General features: G+C 68.5%; 11 protein-coding genes and 1 pseudogene. 2 read left to right on the top strand and 10 right to left on the bottom strand.

Annotated elements, in window-relative coordinates; all coding sequences use genetic code 11:
* A pseudogene (locus tag FL311_RS45480) lies at positions 1-196 on the bottom strand (Inner spore coat protein H); the annotation flags it as partial.
* A 344-nt stretch (positions 197-540) separates the two neighbouring features.
* Here FL311_RS45480 and FL311_RS30645 point away from each other — a divergent pair.
* Positions 541-1,008 (top strand): DUF2892 domain-containing protein, encoded by a 468-nt coding sequence (locus tag FL311_RS30645; RefSeq protein ID WP_194869423.1) that lies wholly within the window; start codon positions 541-543, stop codon positions 1,006-1,008.
* A gap of 51 nt (positions 1,009-1,059) precedes the next feature.
* Here FL311_RS30645 and FL311_RS30640 read toward each other — a convergent pair whose 3' ends face one another.
* A complete protein-coding gene (locus FL311_RS30640) occupies positions 1,060-4,611 on the bottom strand; it encodes a PD40 domain-containing protein (RefSeq protein WP_141330685.1) in 3,552 nt (1,183 codons plus the stop codon).
* Positions 4,612-4,799: 188 nt separating this feature from the next.
* On the opposite strand from FL311_RS30640, the gene FL311_RS30635 reads away from it, so the two are divergent.
* A complete protein-coding gene (locus tag FL311_RS30635; RefSeq protein WP_141330683.1) occupies positions 4,800-6,266 on the top strand; it encodes an LVIVD repeat-containing protein in 1,467 nt (488 codons plus the stop codon).
* A 71-nt stretch (positions 6,267-6,337) separates the two neighbouring features.
* Here the strand turns inward: FL311_RS30635 and FL311_RS30630 are convergent, their stop codons facing one another.
* The 8 genes from FL311_RS30630 to FL311_RS30595 all read right to left on the bottom strand — a co-directional run bounded on the left by FL311_RS30630 (position 6,338) and on the right by FL311_RS30595 (position 16,041).
* Complete coding sequence (locus FL311_RS30630) at positions 6,338-7,918, bottom strand: hypothetical protein (RefSeq protein ID WP_141330681.1); 1,581 nt, start codon at positions 7,916-7,918, stop codon at positions 6,338-6,340.
* A 165-nt stretch (positions 7,919-8,083) separates the two neighbouring features.
* Positions 8,084-9,727, bottom strand: a complete 1,644-nt coding sequence (locus tag FL311_RS30625; RefSeq protein ID WP_194869422.1) for a hypothetical protein — start codon at positions 9,725-9,727, stop codon at positions 8,084-8,086.
* A complete protein-coding gene (locus FL311_RS30620; protein ID WP_141330679.1) occupies positions 9,724-10,506 on the bottom strand; it encodes an outer membrane lipoprotein-sorting protein in 783 nt (260 codons plus the stop codon). Before FL311_RS30620 ends, FL311_RS30625 begins: the two co-directional genes overlap by 4 nt.
* Positions 10,507-10,511: 5 nt before the next feature.
* The gene (locus FL311_RS30615) at positions 10,512-11,813 is read right to left on the bottom strand and encodes an FtsX-like permease family protein (RefSeq protein ID WP_141330677.1); all 1,302 of its coding nucleotides are present in this window, start codon (positions 11,811-11,813) and stop codon (positions 10,512-10,514) included.
* Positions 11,814-11,816: 3 nt separating this feature from the next.
* A complete protein-coding gene (locus FL311_RS30610; RefSeq protein WP_141330675.1) occupies positions 11,817-13,925 on the bottom strand; it encodes an ABC transporter permease in 2,109 nt (702 codons plus the stop codon).
* Between the two features lies 1 nt (position 13,926).
* A complete protein-coding gene (locus FL311_RS30605) occupies positions 13,927-14,676 on the bottom strand; it encodes an ABC transporter ATP-binding protein (protein WP_141330673.1) in 750 nt (249 codons plus the stop codon).
* On the bottom strand, positions 14,673-15,173 hold the full coding sequence (locus tag FL311_RS30600) for a GbsR/MarR family transcriptional regulator (RefSeq protein WP_141330671.1): 501 nt from the start codon (positions 15,171-15,173) through the stop codon (positions 14,673-14,675). Before FL311_RS30600 ends, FL311_RS30605 begins: the two co-directional genes overlap by 4 nt.
* A 235-nt stretch (positions 15,174-15,408) precedes the next feature.
* Positions 15,409-16,041, bottom strand: coding sequence for a hypothetical protein (locus FL311_RS30595; protein ID WP_141330669.1), 633 nt, complete (start codon positions 16,039-16,041; stop codon positions 15,409-15,411).
* Between the last annotated feature and the right edge of the window lie 102 nt (positions 16,042-16,143).

The following is a 16,143-nucleotide window of genomic DNA, read 5'->3' as shown; positions in this document are numbered from 1 at the left end:
GTGGTGGTGGTGGCGGTGGGTCCACCGGATCCGGGTCCACGGGCGTCGGATTCGGCGTCGGGTCCACGGGCGTCGGATTCGACGGCGTCGGGTCCTCGATGACGGGGGGCGCCTGCGTCGGCGGAGACGGGGCCTCGGAACCACAAGCCCACATCCACATCAATGGAAGACAGAGCAAGAGTCGTGAGCGAGTCATCGACCGGGGTTGAGCAAGGCGCGTGCCTCATGGAGGCCAAGGTGCGCTGCCCGGTAGTGGACGAATCCACTGCGCCTTGGGGCCATGGGGTGGGAAGTCGATGAAAGGGATTTCCCATCCTGGTCCGGTCAATCGCCCCACCCTGGAGGGCAGAGGACCCGTCGCGCCGGGTGTCGTCTCCTGGGGCGGAGCGGGAGCGGCCCCCTCGGACGCGGGCCCTCTGGCGGGGCAGGCAGGCAGTCAGGGAAGCCACTTCTCTTCCCACCCGGCGCTGTTCCCGACGCGCCGGGGCGCCCCTAGCTTCATCGAGAAGAGGGGAGCGCCGCGACAGGGAGACGCCCGCGATGGAGACCTGGAACCAGTCGTCTGATTCCGCCCGCAGCCACACGCCGCTGATGGTGAACCGTCGTATCGACGAGCACGTGGAGGCGTGCGTACGGCACATGGCGACCCACGCCGACCGCCCGGAGATGAGCCGCTACCTCCGGACGCTGGAGCGCGAGTGGGACCTCAACCGCGCCGTCATGGTGGGCACCGCCGTGGCCGGCGCGCTGGGCCTCCTGCTGGGCAGGCGGGACGGCGGCGGCTGGCGGTGGCTCAGCGCGGTGGCCGCCGGCGTGCTCCTCCAGCATGGCGTCCTGGGCTTCGGCCCCCTGTCCGCTCCCTTGCGCGCGCTGGGTATCCGCACGCGCCGGGAGATCGATCTGGAGAAGTTCGCCATCAAGGCGCTGCGCGGTGACTTCGAGCGCATCCCCAATGACGGCGGCCCCATGGCCCGCGCCAACGCGGCGCTGGTGGCCGCGCAGTCCTGACCTGTCCTGCCCCCGCTCACGAAAGCACGCGAGCGGGGGCCTGGATGATTCTCAGTGCCGGGGCGAGGTGTAGCCGCCACCCAGCGCCGGCATCAGCGCGGGCGAGGACGGCTGCGGCGCGCCGTTCTTGGCGCCCGTGTCGGCCGTGTCGAAGAAGCCGTTGAGGCCGGCGATGCCCAGCGAGAAGTTCGTCACCCAGCCCGAGTCCGGCTTGCCCGCGGCCGCGTTGATGTCGAGCGGCCGGGCGAAGTGCAGGCGCATCAAGAGCGGCCCCAGCGACACGTTGAAGCCGATGGCGGCGTCCAGCACGCGGTGGTCCCACAGGTCCCGTGAGCTGTTGCCCACGCCGCCCACGTCGACGCCAGCCACCGCCTCCAGGTCGTTGAGGAAGGCCACCCGGATGATGTCGTTGAGCGGCAGCTGCAGCTCCAGCGTGGAGTAGACGAAGTTGCGGCCCAACAGCCACCGCTCGTCGCCGAAGTTCACGCCGCGCAGGGTGTCGAACGAGGACAGGAAGTAGGAGCGCGCGTAGCGTCCGCCCAGCGTGGTGCCCGCGCCGCCGCGCAGGAACAGGTGCGTGCGGCCGTAGATGGGGAAGTAGCGCTCGGCGTCGACGCGCACGTTGCCGTAGGCCTCGGAGTTGAACGGCTGCACGCCCACCGTCGTCTCGAGCAGCGCGGAGCTGCCCGACAGCGGGCCCGTGGCGTAGTGGTACTTCAAGCTGTCGTAGCCGATCTGCCCGCTCAGCTCCGTCTGGAAGCGGATGGAGCCGTTCTTCTGGTTCCACAGCGACAAGAGCTCCCGGTTGGCCTCGTTGCGGTCCGGGAAGAAGAGGCGGAACTCCGTGTCGTCGTCGAGGAAGTACTTGGTGCCACCCACGCTCAGGTCACCCTGGATGAACAGGAAGGTGCTCAGCGGGTAGCGCAGGCTGCCGAGCGCGCCGAAGTAGCGCTCCGCCGACGTGAAGAAGACGGGCAGGTCGTCGAACGTCTGGTCCACGCGGAAGCGCAGCGACTGGAAGAGGCCGCCGCCCCACGTCGTGCGGCGCTCGTCGTTGATGTAGAGCATGTAGCCGTCGGTGAGGTCGAAGCTGCCGTACACCGCCAGCGTCAGGATGAACTGGTGGTCCCGCATGCGGTCGCTCGCCGCGGCGAAGAGCTGACCGACGAAGCCGCCGCCACCCGCGCCCGCGAAGCCGAAGATGGGGCCGAACTCCAGGTTCTGTCGGGCGAAGGGCCGGTAGGGCGTGGCGTCCGTGAGCGGGCGCACCGCGAGCGGGTTGGGCGGCTCGGGCGGCGGCTCGGGCGGCACGTCGAGCGCGAGCATGCGCGGCGGCCGGAGCACCGCGGGCTTCCTCTCTCCGGAGACGTGGAAGAGCATCCACAGGCTGCCCTCCGGGCCGGGACCCGGCTCGAACACGCCCGTGGTCAGGTCCGTGCGCCGCACGATGCGGCCATCCGCCATCAGCTCGTGCAGGTCGGAGCTGCTGTTGTTGAAGGCGGTGAAGAACACGCGCCCGTCCGCCAGCGCCACCGGGTCCGCGTGGTCGCGGTCCTCGCTCGTCAGCCGCTCCACCTGGCGGGGCGCGTCCACCTTCACGCGGAAGAGGTTGAACTTGCGGTGCGACGTCGCATCCGACGTGAAGACGATGCCCGAGGGGCCCCACGTCACCTGGCGCTCGGAGAACACGTCGTCGGTGAGCCGCAGCGGTTTGGCGTCGGGGCTGGCGTTCAGGTCGATGACGTACACGTCGCGCAGGCCCTCGTCCTGGATGCCGATGAAGGCCACCCAGCGGCCGTCCGGGGAGATGGCCGGCGAGTACGCGGCGAGCAGCCCGTGCTTGTCGATTCGGTACGTCTTGCGGTCCCCCAGCTCCAGGTTCACCGACGTGCCCACCTCCCGGTCGATGCCGGTGCGGATGGGGTTGCGGCGCACCAGCACGTCCTGGGAGCGCTTCTCCACGGTGTGCTTGTAGTCCTGCACGTAGATGACGTCGCGCCCGGTGATCTCCGCGACGAACGCCAGCTTGTCCTTCGACAGCGCGAAGTTGCGGCCGGAGATGGGGTGCAGGGACTCCACGCCCGGCATGCCGTCGCTGGCCACCCGCACGTTCTTGTCCGGCGCGCGCGGGTCCATCATGTACAGCCGGCTCTCGCCCGTCTCCGGGACGATGGTGCGCATGGCCAGCACCGAGCCGTCCGGGGAGCTGGTGAACGCGGTGATGTAGCCGGGCGCCTTGTCGAGCAGGTCCAACGCGGGCGCGGACTGCTCCGAGCCCAGGTACGTCTTGTACGCGCGCCGCTTCAGCCAGTTCTCGAACCGCGCCGACAGCCGCTTCGGGTCATCACCCGTCAGCCGCTCCAGCAGCTCCTCGAACTTGAGCGACGGCGTGTCCTTGGCGCCGCCCACCAGCCGGGGCGACTCCTCCAGCACGCGCTGGATGAAGCCCTTGCCGTACTCCTCCTCCAGGAAGGCCACGCGCACCTGGCCGACCTTGTAGATCCACAGGTAGCCGTAGGGCCCGGGGGAGAAGAAGTCGAGGAACGCGTAGCCCTTGTAGAGGTCCGGGTTCACGAGCAGGTCCCGGACCAGCATCTCCGCCTCGGGGTCCATGCCCCGCTTGGCGTAGAACTCCGCGAGGCCTTCGATGAACCACAGGGGGATGGCCTGGAGCGGCTCGCCGAACACCTTGGCCTGCTCCGTCACGGTGCGCACCTTCTGGATGGTGAACTGGTGCGCGAGCTCGTGCGTGCTGACCTCCTCGAAGAGCCGGTGGTCACCCAGGTACGGCAGGGTGAGCTTCAGGTCACCCTCGGTGCTGGTGACACCCAGGGTGCCCTCGGACAGCGGGAAGAGGTTGGTCTGCAGGAACTCCTGGTAGCTGCTGTAGAGGATGTACGGGAAGGTCTCCGTGGGGACGTATTGGAACGTGTCCACCAGGTAGCGGTAGGCCTCCTCGATGAGCGGCGCGGCGCGCTCGGCGACGATGCGCTCACGCTCGTAGAAGTAGAAGCGCACCCCGCCGGCCTTCGCCCCCAGCGACCTGGCGTAGGTGTAGTTGAAGCCGCCATCCGGTGAGCCGCCCAGCGCGGGGCCTCCCAACGCGGGCGCGCCCAGCGCGGGGCCTCCGTCGGGGTCGCCCAGCGCGACGCCTCCGTCGGGGGCGCCGAGCGCGGCGGTGCTCAGGGGCGTGCCGCCGTCCTCGTTGGAGGCGACGGAGCCCGGGGGGGGCGGGGTGCCGGCATCCTCGGTCTGGACGAGCTCGGGTGCGGGGCTGGGCGACAGCGTGGTGGACGGCTCGGTGGGAGCGGCCGCGCCGGAGGGCGGGGATTTCGTGTCTCCCGCCTCCGCGTTGGCGGTGGGGGCGTCCGGGTTGGCGCCACCCTGGACGCCGGGGGGCTGGTCATGCGCCGTCCTGTCCGGAGGCCTGGCCTCTTCGCCCGTGGCCTGGGGGCCGACGAGGATGTCGACGTGCCGCCACTCGAACTCGTAGCTGTTCACCGGCGTCTTGCCCGGGCGGCGAGGCACGACGAAGACCTGGGCCAGCGCCAGCTCCGGCAGGAGCAGGGCCAGCGCGGCGGCAGCGAGGAGACGGGGGTTCACGAACACCTCATGGGTGGGGTACTGGCGAGACAGGGCTTCCTGGGAGGCTCGCTCTCAGGAGTGAGCCTATACAAGGGCCTCGTTTATTTCTTTCCGTTTACTTGCCCGACGGTGGGCGTCCCGCATCCCTTGGGGAGAGTGAGGGAGGGGCTTTCGTTGTGTGGCATGGCCCGGTATGCATACGGGTCATGAGACGCCTCTTCGTACTGAGCAGCACGCTGGTCCTTGCCCTGGGTTGCGGCAAGGACGGGGACTCCAAGAACAAGGCGGAGTGTCACCTTGCCGCCATCAACCTGTCGTCCTGTCAGCGTTCAAGCCTCGCGGCCCTGCAACCCGCGGGCGTGTGGAACGTCAATGTCGAACTGAACGATGGATCGGGTTCGGCGGGCGCGCTGCGTCTGTCGGGGGCGGACGGCGCGAAGGTGCTGGGCTTCACCGTGACGGAGCAGCAGCACACGGAGGACTCGTACTACCTGGCCGCGGACGTGGTCGACCCGTTCGAGCGCACGGTGCGCTACGCCTTCGCCGGCTGCGAGGCGAGCTCGCCCAGCCGCATGAAGGGCACCTTCCGTCGCTGCGTGGACGGAGAGCTGGACCTGCAGGGCACGTTCGAGGCGGCGCGCCTGCAGCGCAAGGCGGACGAGGTCGAGGGCTCCGGGGTGGAGCTGGTGCGCGAGGTCGCCCTCCAGGATCCCTCCGCCGGAGAGCTCGTGGTCGCCAAGGAGCTGACCGTGGTGGGCGGACGTGCCTACCTCGCGCTCGGCAAGGATGGCCTCGCCATCTACGACGTGAGCGTCCCGTCGGAGACGCGGAAGCTCTACTCGGGCAAGCCGTCGAGTGATGTCTACAATGACCTGGTCGTGCACGGCACGCTGGCGTACGTGGCCAGCCAGAAGAGCGGTCTGGTCATCTACGACGTGGCGGACCCGGAGAGGCCCGTGCTGCTGCGCTCGTTGACGGACCCGTCGGTGGAGGTCGGGGCGTTGGCGTTGAACGGCAACCTGCTGTTCGCCGCGTCGCCCGCGCCGAATGGAGAGGTGTTGATCTTCGACGTGACGACGCCGCTGCAACCGAAGCTGCTGAAGCGCTACTTCATCGAGGGCGCCGAGCCTTTGAGCGGGGAGGTGCCTTTCGACGTGGTGTCAGTGGGGAACCGGCTCTACGTGAGCAACTGGACGTTCGGCGTCACGGTGTCGGACATCACGACGCCCTCGGCGCCGAAGCTGTTGGGGCGCTTCGGAGGTAGCGCGTCCCGTTCGTTGGCGGTGGGCTCGGTGAATGAGCGTCCGTTGGTGTTCTCGGGTGGCGAGGACTGGGGGGCGTTCGTCAGCGTGCTGGACGTGTCCAATCCGGCGAGCACGCTCCAGGTGGGCGAGTTCCGGGTCCGGCCGGAGGTCTCCGTGCGCGCGATGGCGCTGTCGGGGACGAAGCTCTACGTCGCGCACTACCAGGACGGTCTGCGCGTGGCGGACGTGAGCAACCCCAGCGCCCCTCGGCAGGTGGCGTACTTCAACACCTACCGCGAGACGGACGCGGGCCGCGGCCTGTCGTTCTTCGAGGGGCTCAACGCCATCGCGGTCCCGGGTGACGGGTACATCTACACGACGGAGTCGTCGCGGGGGCTGCTCATCTTCCGCGAGACGCCGGCGCCCTGAGTCTGGCGTGACTTCCGGTGAGGCGCCTCATGCTGGAGGCGCCTCACGCGGTCGTGGTGCTGGGTCGGAGTCTAGGGCGACAGCAGCGAGTTGCCCGTTCCGCTCCTGCCGAGGCTGGCGCCGCGTGCGAGGTTGAGCTCGATGCCGGCCTCCTGGAGCGCGAGCCGCGCGGCGTATCCGTCGCTGCGTCCCGCCGCGTCACGAGCGAGGTTGAGCAGCGCTCGGGCACGGTCCGCATGGACGATGACGTTGCCCTGACCGAACGCAGCGGCGCTCTGGCGAATCTCCGCGAAGGCGCTGTCGGCGATGTCGAGGGCATCGTCGACGTCATCCTCGCCCTGTTGGATGGCGGCGTCGGCGGCCATCATCCATTCGCCGGCGCTCTGGAGCGCGGAGAGTCGCTGCTGGCGTGATTGCTCGGTCTCGACGGCGCGCTCTCCGAACGTGTCGACCTGCTGCTGGGTGGCGACGGCGTTCTGCTCAATCTGGTCGTCGCGAGCCCGGAGCTCTTCCTCGAGCTCGTCGAGTCGGGCGCGCAGCTGCGCGACCTCCGTGTCGTTCGAAGCGGGGGGATTCGAGGTCGCGGAGGTCTGCTGCTGTCCGGAGGGGGCGTTGTTGTTCTGCGGCACGGAGGTGCCCTGCGTGTCGGTGGATTGAGGCACGGTGTTCGAGCCCGAGCCGCCGGTGCCGTTCGGAGAGATGGGCGACGTGCCCGTGGTGCCCTGGCCACCGCCTTGCTCGGCCTCGGTGGGGCCGAAGCCGCCCAGCGAGTCTTGAGGCTCGGGCTGCGCGCCTGAGCCGCCCGTGCCCGATTGCGTCGAGGGTTGAGTCGTCGTGCCAGTCCCGACGCCACTCGAGTCATTCGGAACCGAGGTCTGCGGCGTCGTGCCGGAGCCACCGACGCCACTCGAGTCATTCGGAACCGAGGTCTGCGGCGTCGTGCCGGAGCCACCGACGCTGCTCTGGTCATTCGGAACCGAAGTCTGCGGAGTCGTACCCGAACCACTGATGCCGCTCTGGTCATTCGGAACAGAGGTCTGAGGCGTCGTACCCGAGCCACCCGTACCGTCGACCTGTCCACTCACATCCGAGCCTCGCGGAGCCTCGGCGCCGTCGTTCCCCGAGCCGCCAGTAGCATCTTGTCCGCCCAGCGGAGCAGGGGCGGGCTGTGAGAGCGCGGACGTATTCGAGCCTCCGGGTTGATTCACCCGAGCATCGCCCGCCTCATCGCCCACATCACCCGAGCCGCCGACGCCCAGGTCCGTACCGGACACGGTCGAACCGGCGCTCTCCGTCTGCTCCGTACCGCTCCCGCCCGTGCCCTCCTGCACCTGCGCGGGGATGGGCACATAGGTCTGATATGTCTCGTCGACAGCGACCTCGCTCGGCGTCGCCGGAGCCGTCCCATCAGGGAGGGCGGGCGTCACCACATACCCGCTGTACGGCGTCGTCCCGTCCGCGGTGGGCTGCTGGATGACGTAGTTCGGGGGGAGCCACGCGCCATCCGCTTCCTCGGCGGCCTGCGCGTTCGCGTCACGCAGGGCCTCCGCGGCCGGGTCGCGGACGTTCGGGTCCATGGGAGAGGGGTAGGGCGTCTGGCTCTGTCCCTGAGCGACGCTCAACCCCGCGGCGAGGGCGATCCACAGGTTCATGTCGCCAGAGTGTTCACTGCTCGAATTCTCCGGCACCTCGGCGGCCCGCTCTCCCCTCGCTCGCATGCCCGACGTGCGACCACCCCGCCGCCCGCTGGGAAAGGTCGAAGGGCCGTGTCCCCACTCAGGAACCCGGCCCCTCGAATCCCTCCGCTGACCACCGCCTCAGATGCTGATGCGCAAGCCCGCGCCCAGCTCGAAGGTGGGGTAGTTGATGGTGATCGGCGGATTGGGTGGCTCGCCTTCGCCCGCCGGCGCACCAGGGAGCGTGAACCCGCCGAAGCGGAACTCGCCGCCCTTGTGGCCGTAGTGGACCGCGCCGTACGCCTCCACCGTCAGATAGCTCAGCGCGCGGTGGGTGACGTTGAGCCGGCTGATGTACGACTTGTCCGAGAGGTTGCTCAACGTGAACAGGTTGAACGACGTGCGCTCGAGCGAACCGGGGCGGTCCAGGAAGAGGTACGCGGAGCCGTAGTGGCGCCCCGTGTACAGCGGCTGGAAGGCCTGCTTGAAGAGCAGGAACGGATAGCCGAACGAGCTCGTGTAGCCCGTCGAGTTGTAGAAGTACTCCACGCCCAACACGGCGATGTCGTTCTCACCGTACGCGAAGCTGTAGTTCGCGCCAGTCGTCACCTGGGGCGTGAGACCCGAGGGGAAGTAGGCCTCGACGATGTCGGGATTGGCGAGCACATCCTCCGCCGTGGTCCCCGGAGGGACCCGGTACAGCGGCTGCTCCGTGCTCTTCTTCAGCGCCACCTCGCCATACACATCGATGGGCCCCAGCGCGGAGGACACATCGAGGCCGAAGCGGGGCTTGCGCCCCCGCTGGGCCACCGTGCTCAAGCCCACCTCCGCGGGCCCCAGCACCACCTCGGCGCGCAGCGCGCCACCGATGCGGCTCAGGCTGTTGACGGGCTCGGACACCCCCGCGCGAGGCACGCCGCCGGTGTTGTCCGTGAGCACGCCCGTGTCGGTGCCCAGGTCATCCATCACCGCGAGCGCATAGAAGTTCCAGCCCCGAGCCTCCCAGGGGACATGGACCTTCAGCATCGACACACCGGTGCGCAGGTCGACGAAGGCCAGCGGGTTGCGCCGCTGGGGGGACAGGAAGTCGGTGGCGTTCCAGATCTGCCCCGTGCCCCACTTCACGTGCTGCTTGCCGACGGTGAGGAACACCGTCCGCTCGATGTCGAAGCGCAGCCAGGCCTGGTCCAGGAGGACGCGAGGATTCGCCAGGGCGCCCGCGGTCCCCGACTGCGTGGACACGGTGGGGTCGTAGCTCAACCGGCCCACCACGAAGCCCCGCAGGCGGTCCATGGGCCGCGCGTCGAAGTACCCGTCCACCAGCGTGGGCGCGGAGAACGCCGTGTCGCCGAAGGACGTGCCCTGCGTCGCGGCCGCGAAGCCGCGCAGGTAGAACTGTCCGCCAATCTTCAGCGGATCATCCACCGCCTCCTCGGAGTCGAACGCGCTGCGCGTCGCCGGCCCCGAAAGCGAGCGCGAGTCCCGGTCTCCAGGCTCCGGCGGCGCCTCCGTCAGCGGCCGCTGTCGCTCGGTCGCATCGCCCGTGTTGCTGGCATCCGCGTCCGCCGAGGGCTCCGAGTCCCCGCCGAACAGGGCATCCTCGCTCGGACGCTCCGATGACGGAGCCTCCGGGGGCGGCGTCGAGGACGGGTCCGCCCTCGCGGGCGTGTCGTCCCCTCCGCCGAACAAGGCGTCGTCGTCCCGCTGCGCCGACTGGCCCAGCGCGGCGGGAGCAACGAGGGCCACGGACAGCGCCGTGGCCAGGGTGAGGGCGCGGGGGCTCATCGGCTCTTGCTCTCGAGCCAGGCCTTGGTGAAGAGGTTGGCCTCCAGCGAGCGCAGGTCCACCGACTTGATGAGGATGATGGTGGAGTTGGCCTTCTCCACCTCGTCGTAGATGCGGATCTCCTCGGGGAACCAGACGTCGGCGCCCTTGGACTCGCTGAAGATCTTCTTCCAGCGCGGGTAGAGCGCGGTGCGCATCAGCCGGCCGGACAACGCGTACTCCTCGCGCTTGAGGATGTTGGTGGAGTCCTTGTCCACCCACAGCTTCACGACGGGGTAGGCCACGTCGACGTTGGGCTTCACCTTGAGCGACAGCTTGTGCGCCGTGTACTTGCCCAGCTTGGCCTCGCCCTCGTACGTCGGGTCGAACTCCTCGGCCAGGCGGGACTCGTCGAAGTCGGCGCGGCGGCTGTCGGTGCCGGCGATGCGTTCGCGCTCCGTGCGACGCTCCCACTTGCCCACGTTGGGGTCGTAGCTCCAGAGGTTCTTGTCCATGCGGAGGTAGCCCTTGCCGGCCTCCGTCTTGGGCTTGCTGAAGAGGATCATCAGCTTGTCGTCCGCGTCGCGTCGGTACACGAACGCCTCGCGCACGTTGTCCGTCTTGTCCTTCTCCTTCTGCTCCAGGTAGATGAGCGCCTTGTAGTCGCCACCATTGCGCTGGCGATCATCGATGGTCGCCAGCATCTGCGTCATGACGGCCGGCTCCAGGGCCAGGGCCACGGGCGCGGACAGCAGGGCCGCGGTGACGACCGCGGCGGACAGCAGGCTCTTGAGGCTCATGGAAATCACCCGATGTGGTGCATCGCCGTCACCGGCTTGAGCCGCGCGGCGAGGAAGGAGGGAATCAACGAGATGAGCGTGGTGCAGGTCGTGATGAACACCATGGCGCCCACCACCGCGCCCGCGTCCACCACCAGGTTCAGCCGCTCGGACATGATGAACATCGCCACCACCTCGGGGACGCTCACGTTCGCGGCCGTCACCCCCAGGCACACCGCGAGGCCCAGCAGCGCCCCCACCAGCGTGCCCAGCGCCCCGAGCGTCATCGCCTCGAAGAGGAACATCGCGACCACGCGCGTCCTCTGCATGCCAATCGCGCGCAGCGTGCCAATCTCGCGAGTGCGCTCGCGGATGGCGATCCACAGCGTGTTCATGATGCCCACGCCGATGATGACCAGCAGCACGAAGATGAGCACGCCCGTCAGCCCGTTGAGCGCCGTGAGCGTCCAGGTGATGAAGGACAGCTCGTCCTCCCAGTTGGTGATGTCCAGCTTCTGGCCCGTCCACGCCTCGCGGTTGACGACGTCGAACTTGAACCAGAACGCGCGCGGGTCATTGTCCATCAGGGTGAAGCCGGCCTTGGCCAGCACGTCGCGCAGCCGCGCCTGGACCTGCGGCACCTGCGAGACGTCCTTCAGGTACAGGTAGAGCGCGCCGGTGGTGTCCTCGCGCAGCTGGTACAGCGAGCGCAGGGTGGAGGCTTCGACGTAGATGTTGAAGTCGCTCATCATGCCCATGTCACCGGCGATGGCCGCCACGCGCACGTCCACCGTGTTGTTGGTGCCGCGCATGGTGGGCGCGGAGATGGTGATGGTGTCGCCCACCTTCACCTCCAGCCGCCTGGCCTGCTTCTCGAACAGCAGCGCCGTGCCGGACTCCGACAGCCCGTCGAGCGAGCCCTCGCGAATCTGGAGGACCTTGTGGAGGCCCGGCTCGTTCTTCACGTCGACGCCGCCGATACCCACCTGCATGGAGCTCTTCTCGCTGACGATCTTGGCCCAGCCGCGCCCGCGCTGGACGGCGTAGTCGAGCTCCGGAATCTCCTTCCGGACCAGCTCCATGACCTTCGGGTAGGACGTCACCACGGGCGCGGCCTGGCCGGCGGTGACCTTGTAGAAGCCGCCCACGTTGACGTGGCCGGTGGACAGGATGGTGGCCGAGCGCAGCAGCGTCTCCTTCATGCCCGTGGACAGGCCCATGAGGATGACGAGCAGCGCGGTGACCCCCGCGATGGCCCCGCCGAGCAGCAGCGTGCGCCGCCGGTGGGTGCCCAGGTTTCGGAATGCGATGAGGAAGAGCTGGAACATGGGTCACTCGTCCGTCTGCATCGCCTGGAGGGGCGACACGCGCGTCGCGAGGAACGCGGGGTAGAGGGTGGAGATGGCGGAGACCAACAGGACGATGACGAACGCCGCGACGAGGTTGCCGGCGCTCAACGTCGGGTAGAGGCGGGGACCGGAGAAGAAGAAGTACAGCGCCTCGTTGCCGGCGGGGATGCCCGCGCTGCCCAGCGCGCTCATGATGCCGCTGCCCACCAGCGCCCCGCCCAGGCCGAACACCGCCCCGAGCAGCACCGTCTCGATGAGCACCATGCTCAGGACGAAGGAGCGCTGCGCGCCGATGGCCCGCATCGTCCCCACCTCGCGCACCCGCTGCAGCGTCGCCATCATCATCGCGTTGTTGATGATGACCAGCGCCACCACGAAGATGATGAACACCGCGAAGTACAGCACCAGCTTCGCCATCAGCACGAACTGGCCGATGATGCCCGCGGCCTGCTGCCAGGACACCACGCGCAGCTTGAGCCCCGCGGCCTGGGTCGACTCGCGCAGCTCCTCCATCGTCCGGTCCAGCTGCTCCGGGTCCTTCAGGATGACCGCCGCGCTGAGCGCCTCGCCCTGTTCGATCTCCTGCTGCGAGTAGACGCGCGCCACCAGGTCCTCGCGGGCCAGCGCGCCCAGCCCGCCCTCGAACACCTTGGACTCCTCGATGAGCCCGGGCGTGGCGTCCGCCACCAGCGTGTTGCCGCTGTCCTCGCCGAAGAGCGCCTCCTCCGCGCTGCCCCGGTCCAGCTCCTTCAGGCCGCTGCCCTTCTGCAGCTCGGTGATCTCCGCCTTCCGCTCCGGGCTCAGGTAGCCGTAGAGGTCGCGGAAGGTCATCAGGTCCATCAGGTTGATGGCGCCCGCCATGAAGGACTTCTCCAGGCCCTTGAACTGGTAGGTGCCGTAGACCTTCACGTTGATGCTCTGCACGTAGCCGGTGCGGGTGAAGGCGGTGATGGTGAGCGAGTCCCCCATGCGCAGCCGGTACAAGTCCAGCAGCGGCGCCAGCTCCGCGTAGAACTGCTGGTAGCGCGTGTCGAAGTTGTCGTCGGTGGTGGTGAAGAACTCGGACAGGAGCTTCTCCAGCGACGGCTCCTGGCTGCCGAGCACCTTCTGCAGCCGCTCCACCGCCTGGCGCGTCTTCACCGGGTCCAGCTGGAAGAGGATTTCACGCGTCTGGGTCTGGTTCTCCTTCACCCAGCGCTGCAGGGTCGGGTCGGTGTCGATGCGCTTCTGGTTGAGGTCCCGCTCCTGCTTGATGTTGTCCAGGCGCAGCGCGGACTTCAGCTTGAGGAAGTTCTCGTAGAAGAACTTGGACATCAGCATTCCGCGCTTGCCCGCGGGCACCGGCTGTCCGTCCACGACCTCCATGCGGTCGAACGACTTCTGGAACGCGTCCAGGTCCGTTCCCACGTAGCGGAAGTCCAGCAGGTCGCCGTCCGGCAGCTGCGGGGCGATGCGGTTCTCCAGGAACTCGAGCGAGCCGAACGGGTCCTCCTCGAAGGTGTTCCAGAACGCGTCGGTGCGGGCACGCGCCAACGCCTCCACCTCCACGGGGTCCTGGGCGGCCTCGGTGAGCAGCTCGCGGCTCTTGGCCCGCTGCTCCTCCATCAGCGCCACCATCTGCCGCACGTGGCCCTTCACGCTGTCGATGTTCTCGCGAAGGGCAGGGGACTCACCCTCCGTCTGGCGCTTCTTGTACAGGTCGCGCAGCCGCGCGAGCGTCAGGTCCACCGTGTTGCCGGAGGTGATGAGCGCGCCGCTGGTGCCCATGGGCACCACCGTCTTCACGTTGGGGTGCTTCTCCAGCACGGGCTTGATGCGGCTGAAGTCGTCCACCACCGCCAGGTCCGGCTCGCCGCTCATGCCGCCGTACAGGCTCAGCTCGTCCTTGGAGTCATCCGAGTAGACCTGGATGTGGCCCGCGACGCTGCCGATGATGCTGCGGCTCATCGCGCTGTCCATGCTGTCGAGCAGCGCGCCGCCCACGACCACCAGCAGGGTGCCGAAGAAGATGATGCCGCCGATGAGGATGTTGATCTTGCTGGTGAACAGGTTGCGCAACGCCACCTGCAGCAGCAACCGGAGCTGCCCCATGTCAGTGACCCTCCGCGCCCGCGGCCATGGCCCGCTTCGCCTCGGCGGGGGTGAGCCGGTCGAGGATCTTCCCGTCCGCCAGGCGCACCACCGCGTTGGCGTGGTTCATCACCTTGGCGTCGTGCGTGGAGAAGATGAAGGTGGTGCCCTCCTTCTGGTTGAGCTCCTTCATCAGGTCGATGATGTGCTGGCCCGTCACCGAGTCCAGGTTCGCCGTGGGCTCGTCGGCGAGCACCAGCTGCGGCCGGGTGACGAGCGCGCGCGCCACCGCCACGCGCTGACGCTGGCCGCCGGACAGCTCGTTGGGGCGGTGCTTCGCATGGTCGGCCAGGCCCACCTGCTCGAGCAGCTGCATCACCCGCTCCTTGCGCTGGTTCTTGTCCAGCTTGCGCTGCAGGAGCAGCGGGAACTCCACGTTCTGGAAGACGCTGAGCACCGACACCAGGTTGAACGACTGGAAGATGAAGCCGATGGTGTGCAGGCGCAGGTGGGTGAGCTGACGCTCACTCAACTGCTTGGTGTCCTGACCCGCGACGCTCACCACGCCCGAGGTGGCGGTGTCCACGCAGCCGATGAGGTTGAGCAGCGTCGTCTTGCCGCTGCCGGACGGGCCGGCGATGGAGATGAACTCCCCGGGGTGCACCAGCAGGTCCACGCCCCTCAACGCGGGGACCACCACCTTGCCCAGGGTGTAGTCCTTGGTCACCTGGGTGATGGAGACGATGGGAGACTGCGCGACAGCGCCATTCATGCGGTGCGTCCTTTCGAAGCCTTGGAAGTGCGGGGTGTGGGGCGGGCGGCGCGCGAGGCTCGCCACCGCTCGGCGATACCGGCCATCTCGGCCAGGTAGAAGTCACAGAAGTCCGCCGCCTCGCGCAGGTGGTGCTTGTTCGCGAGCTGCGGCACGGAGAGGGCTTCCTGGCACACGCGGACGAACGCCTTGACGCTGTCCTCGGCGGTGCGGAGCCGGCTCTCCCAGCCATTGCTGTTGACGACGTAGTAGTGCTGCCGGTCTCCCGGCACGCTGACGGGCTCCACCAGTCCAATCGCCATGCTGGCGCGGATGTTGGTGGACACGGAGGCCGCGCTCACCTTGAGCACGCGCGCGAGCTGCTGCAGCGACAAGGGCTCGTCCGTCAGCATCAGCAGCGCGTGGATGCGCCCGCCGATGCGCGTGCCGCCCTGCCGCTCGAAGTACAGCCCCATCGATTCGATGAAGCGCTGCTCCGCGGCGCCCAGCTCCTTCATGCACGGCCTCCGTCCCACCCGCGTGGGGGCCGCGCGCGACGCGCTTCCGCCGGGGCCCAGGGGGGTGTCCGGCATCTAGTTCGTTCAGACCATTCAGTCAATACTGAATGAAGTGAATGGGTCGCCCCGAGGCGTCAGGTGGGGCGGGTGAAGCGAAGGCCCACGGCCGTGAGTGGCCGTGGGCCTTGGCTTCCCTCTGGGAAGAGGGCGTCACGCGGGCGTGGGCCCGGGGGCGCTAGTACGTGTCGGGGCTGGTGCTCTTGTCACCGCTGGTGTCGCCACCCAGGTCCCGGTTCTTGCTGGAGTCCATGCCGGAGCCGCCGGTGCCCGGCTCATCCAGGGTGCCGCCCGTGTCCAGGGTGCCGTCGTCCTGCGGCTGCGTGCCCTGGTTGATGGAGGAGTCCGGCGTCATGACGTCCGTGCCCGCGCCGCCGGTGCCCGACAGCGAGATGCTCTTGGCCATGTTCTTGGTCTCCTTCACCTCGAAGCTGGCGCGGATCTCCTGGCCCTCCTTGAGGTCCTTGGCCTTCTTCAGGGTCGGGTCGGTGAACATGGTGCTCTTGTCGATGTCCAGCGGCACCACCGCGCCCTGCGCGTCCTGCACGAAGACCTTGCTGCTCTCGGTCTTCACCACCTTGCCGCTCAGCTCCTTCTGGCCCATGGCGTTGGAGTCCATGGTGGACCCCGAGCCGCCCACGGAGCTGCCGGGCTGCATCGTGCTGTCCTGGGGCATGCTGGTGCTACCTGAGGTTCCCGAGCCGCCCTGCGCCGAGGTGTCCGTCTGGGGCTTGTTCTTGTCGTCGCCCGCCAGGGCCGTACCGGACCCGACCAGCGTCAGCGCCGCGAAAATCCCGATCAGCTTCTTCATGGGAGAGTCTCCTGTGTGAGTGCGACGGGGGGCGTTGTGTGGTGCGTCCTCCCCCGCTGTTCCAAAAGCTAGGTGCGGATGTGGAAGGGGACAGGGTTGGGG

The sequence above is a fragment of the Myxococcus sp. AB025B genome, from assembly GCF_006518215.1.
In the GTDB taxonomy this organism is placed as follows: domain Bacteria; phylum Myxococcota; class Myxococcia; order Myxococcales; family Myxococcaceae; genus Myxococcus; species Myxococcus fulvus.
The sequence above is the reverse complement of the archived record's forward strand: the minus strand, read 5'-3'. Positions and strand labels throughout refer to the sequence as shown.

Coding starts and splice junctions, on each gene's coding strand:
- FL311_RS30600 (WP_141330671.1), bottom strand. CDS start 15,173: ATGAAGGAGCTGGGCGCCGCGGAGCAGCGCTTCATCGAATCGATGGGG.
- FL311_RS30605 (WP_141330673.1), bottom strand. CDS start 14,676: ATGAATGGCGCTGTCGCGCAGTCTCCCATCGTCTCCATCACCCAGGTG.
- FL311_RS30630 (WP_141330681.1), bottom strand. CDS start 7,918: ATGAACCTGTGGATCGCCCTCGCCGCGGGGTTGAGCGTCGCTCAGGGA.
- FL311_RS30595 (WP_141330669.1), bottom strand. CDS start 16,041: ATGAAGAAGCTGATCGGGATTTTCGCGGCGCTGACGCTGGTCGGGTCC.
- FL311_RS30610 (WP_141330675.1), bottom strand. CDS start 13,925: ATGGGGCAGCTCCGGTTGCTGCTGCAGGTGGCGTTGCGCAACCTGTTC.
- FL311_RS30625 (WP_194869422.1), bottom strand. CDS start 9,727: ATGAGCCCCCGCGCCCTCACCCTGGCCACGGCGCTGTCCGTGGCCCTC.
- FL311_RS30635 (WP_141330683.1), top strand. CDS start 4,800: ATGAGACGCCTCTTCGTACTGAGCAGCACGCTGGTCCTTGCCCTGGGT.
- FL311_RS30615 (WP_141330677.1), bottom strand. CDS start 11,813: ATGTTCCAGCTCTTCCTCATCGCATTCCGAAACCTGGGCACCCACCGG.
- FL311_RS30645 (WP_194869423.1), top strand. CDS start 541: ATGGAGACCTGGAACCAGTCGTCTGATTCCGCCCGCAGCCACACGCCG.
- FL311_RS30620 (WP_141330679.1), bottom strand. CDS start 10,506: ATGAGCCTCAAGAGCCTGCTGTCCGCCGCGGTCGTCACCGCGGCCCTG.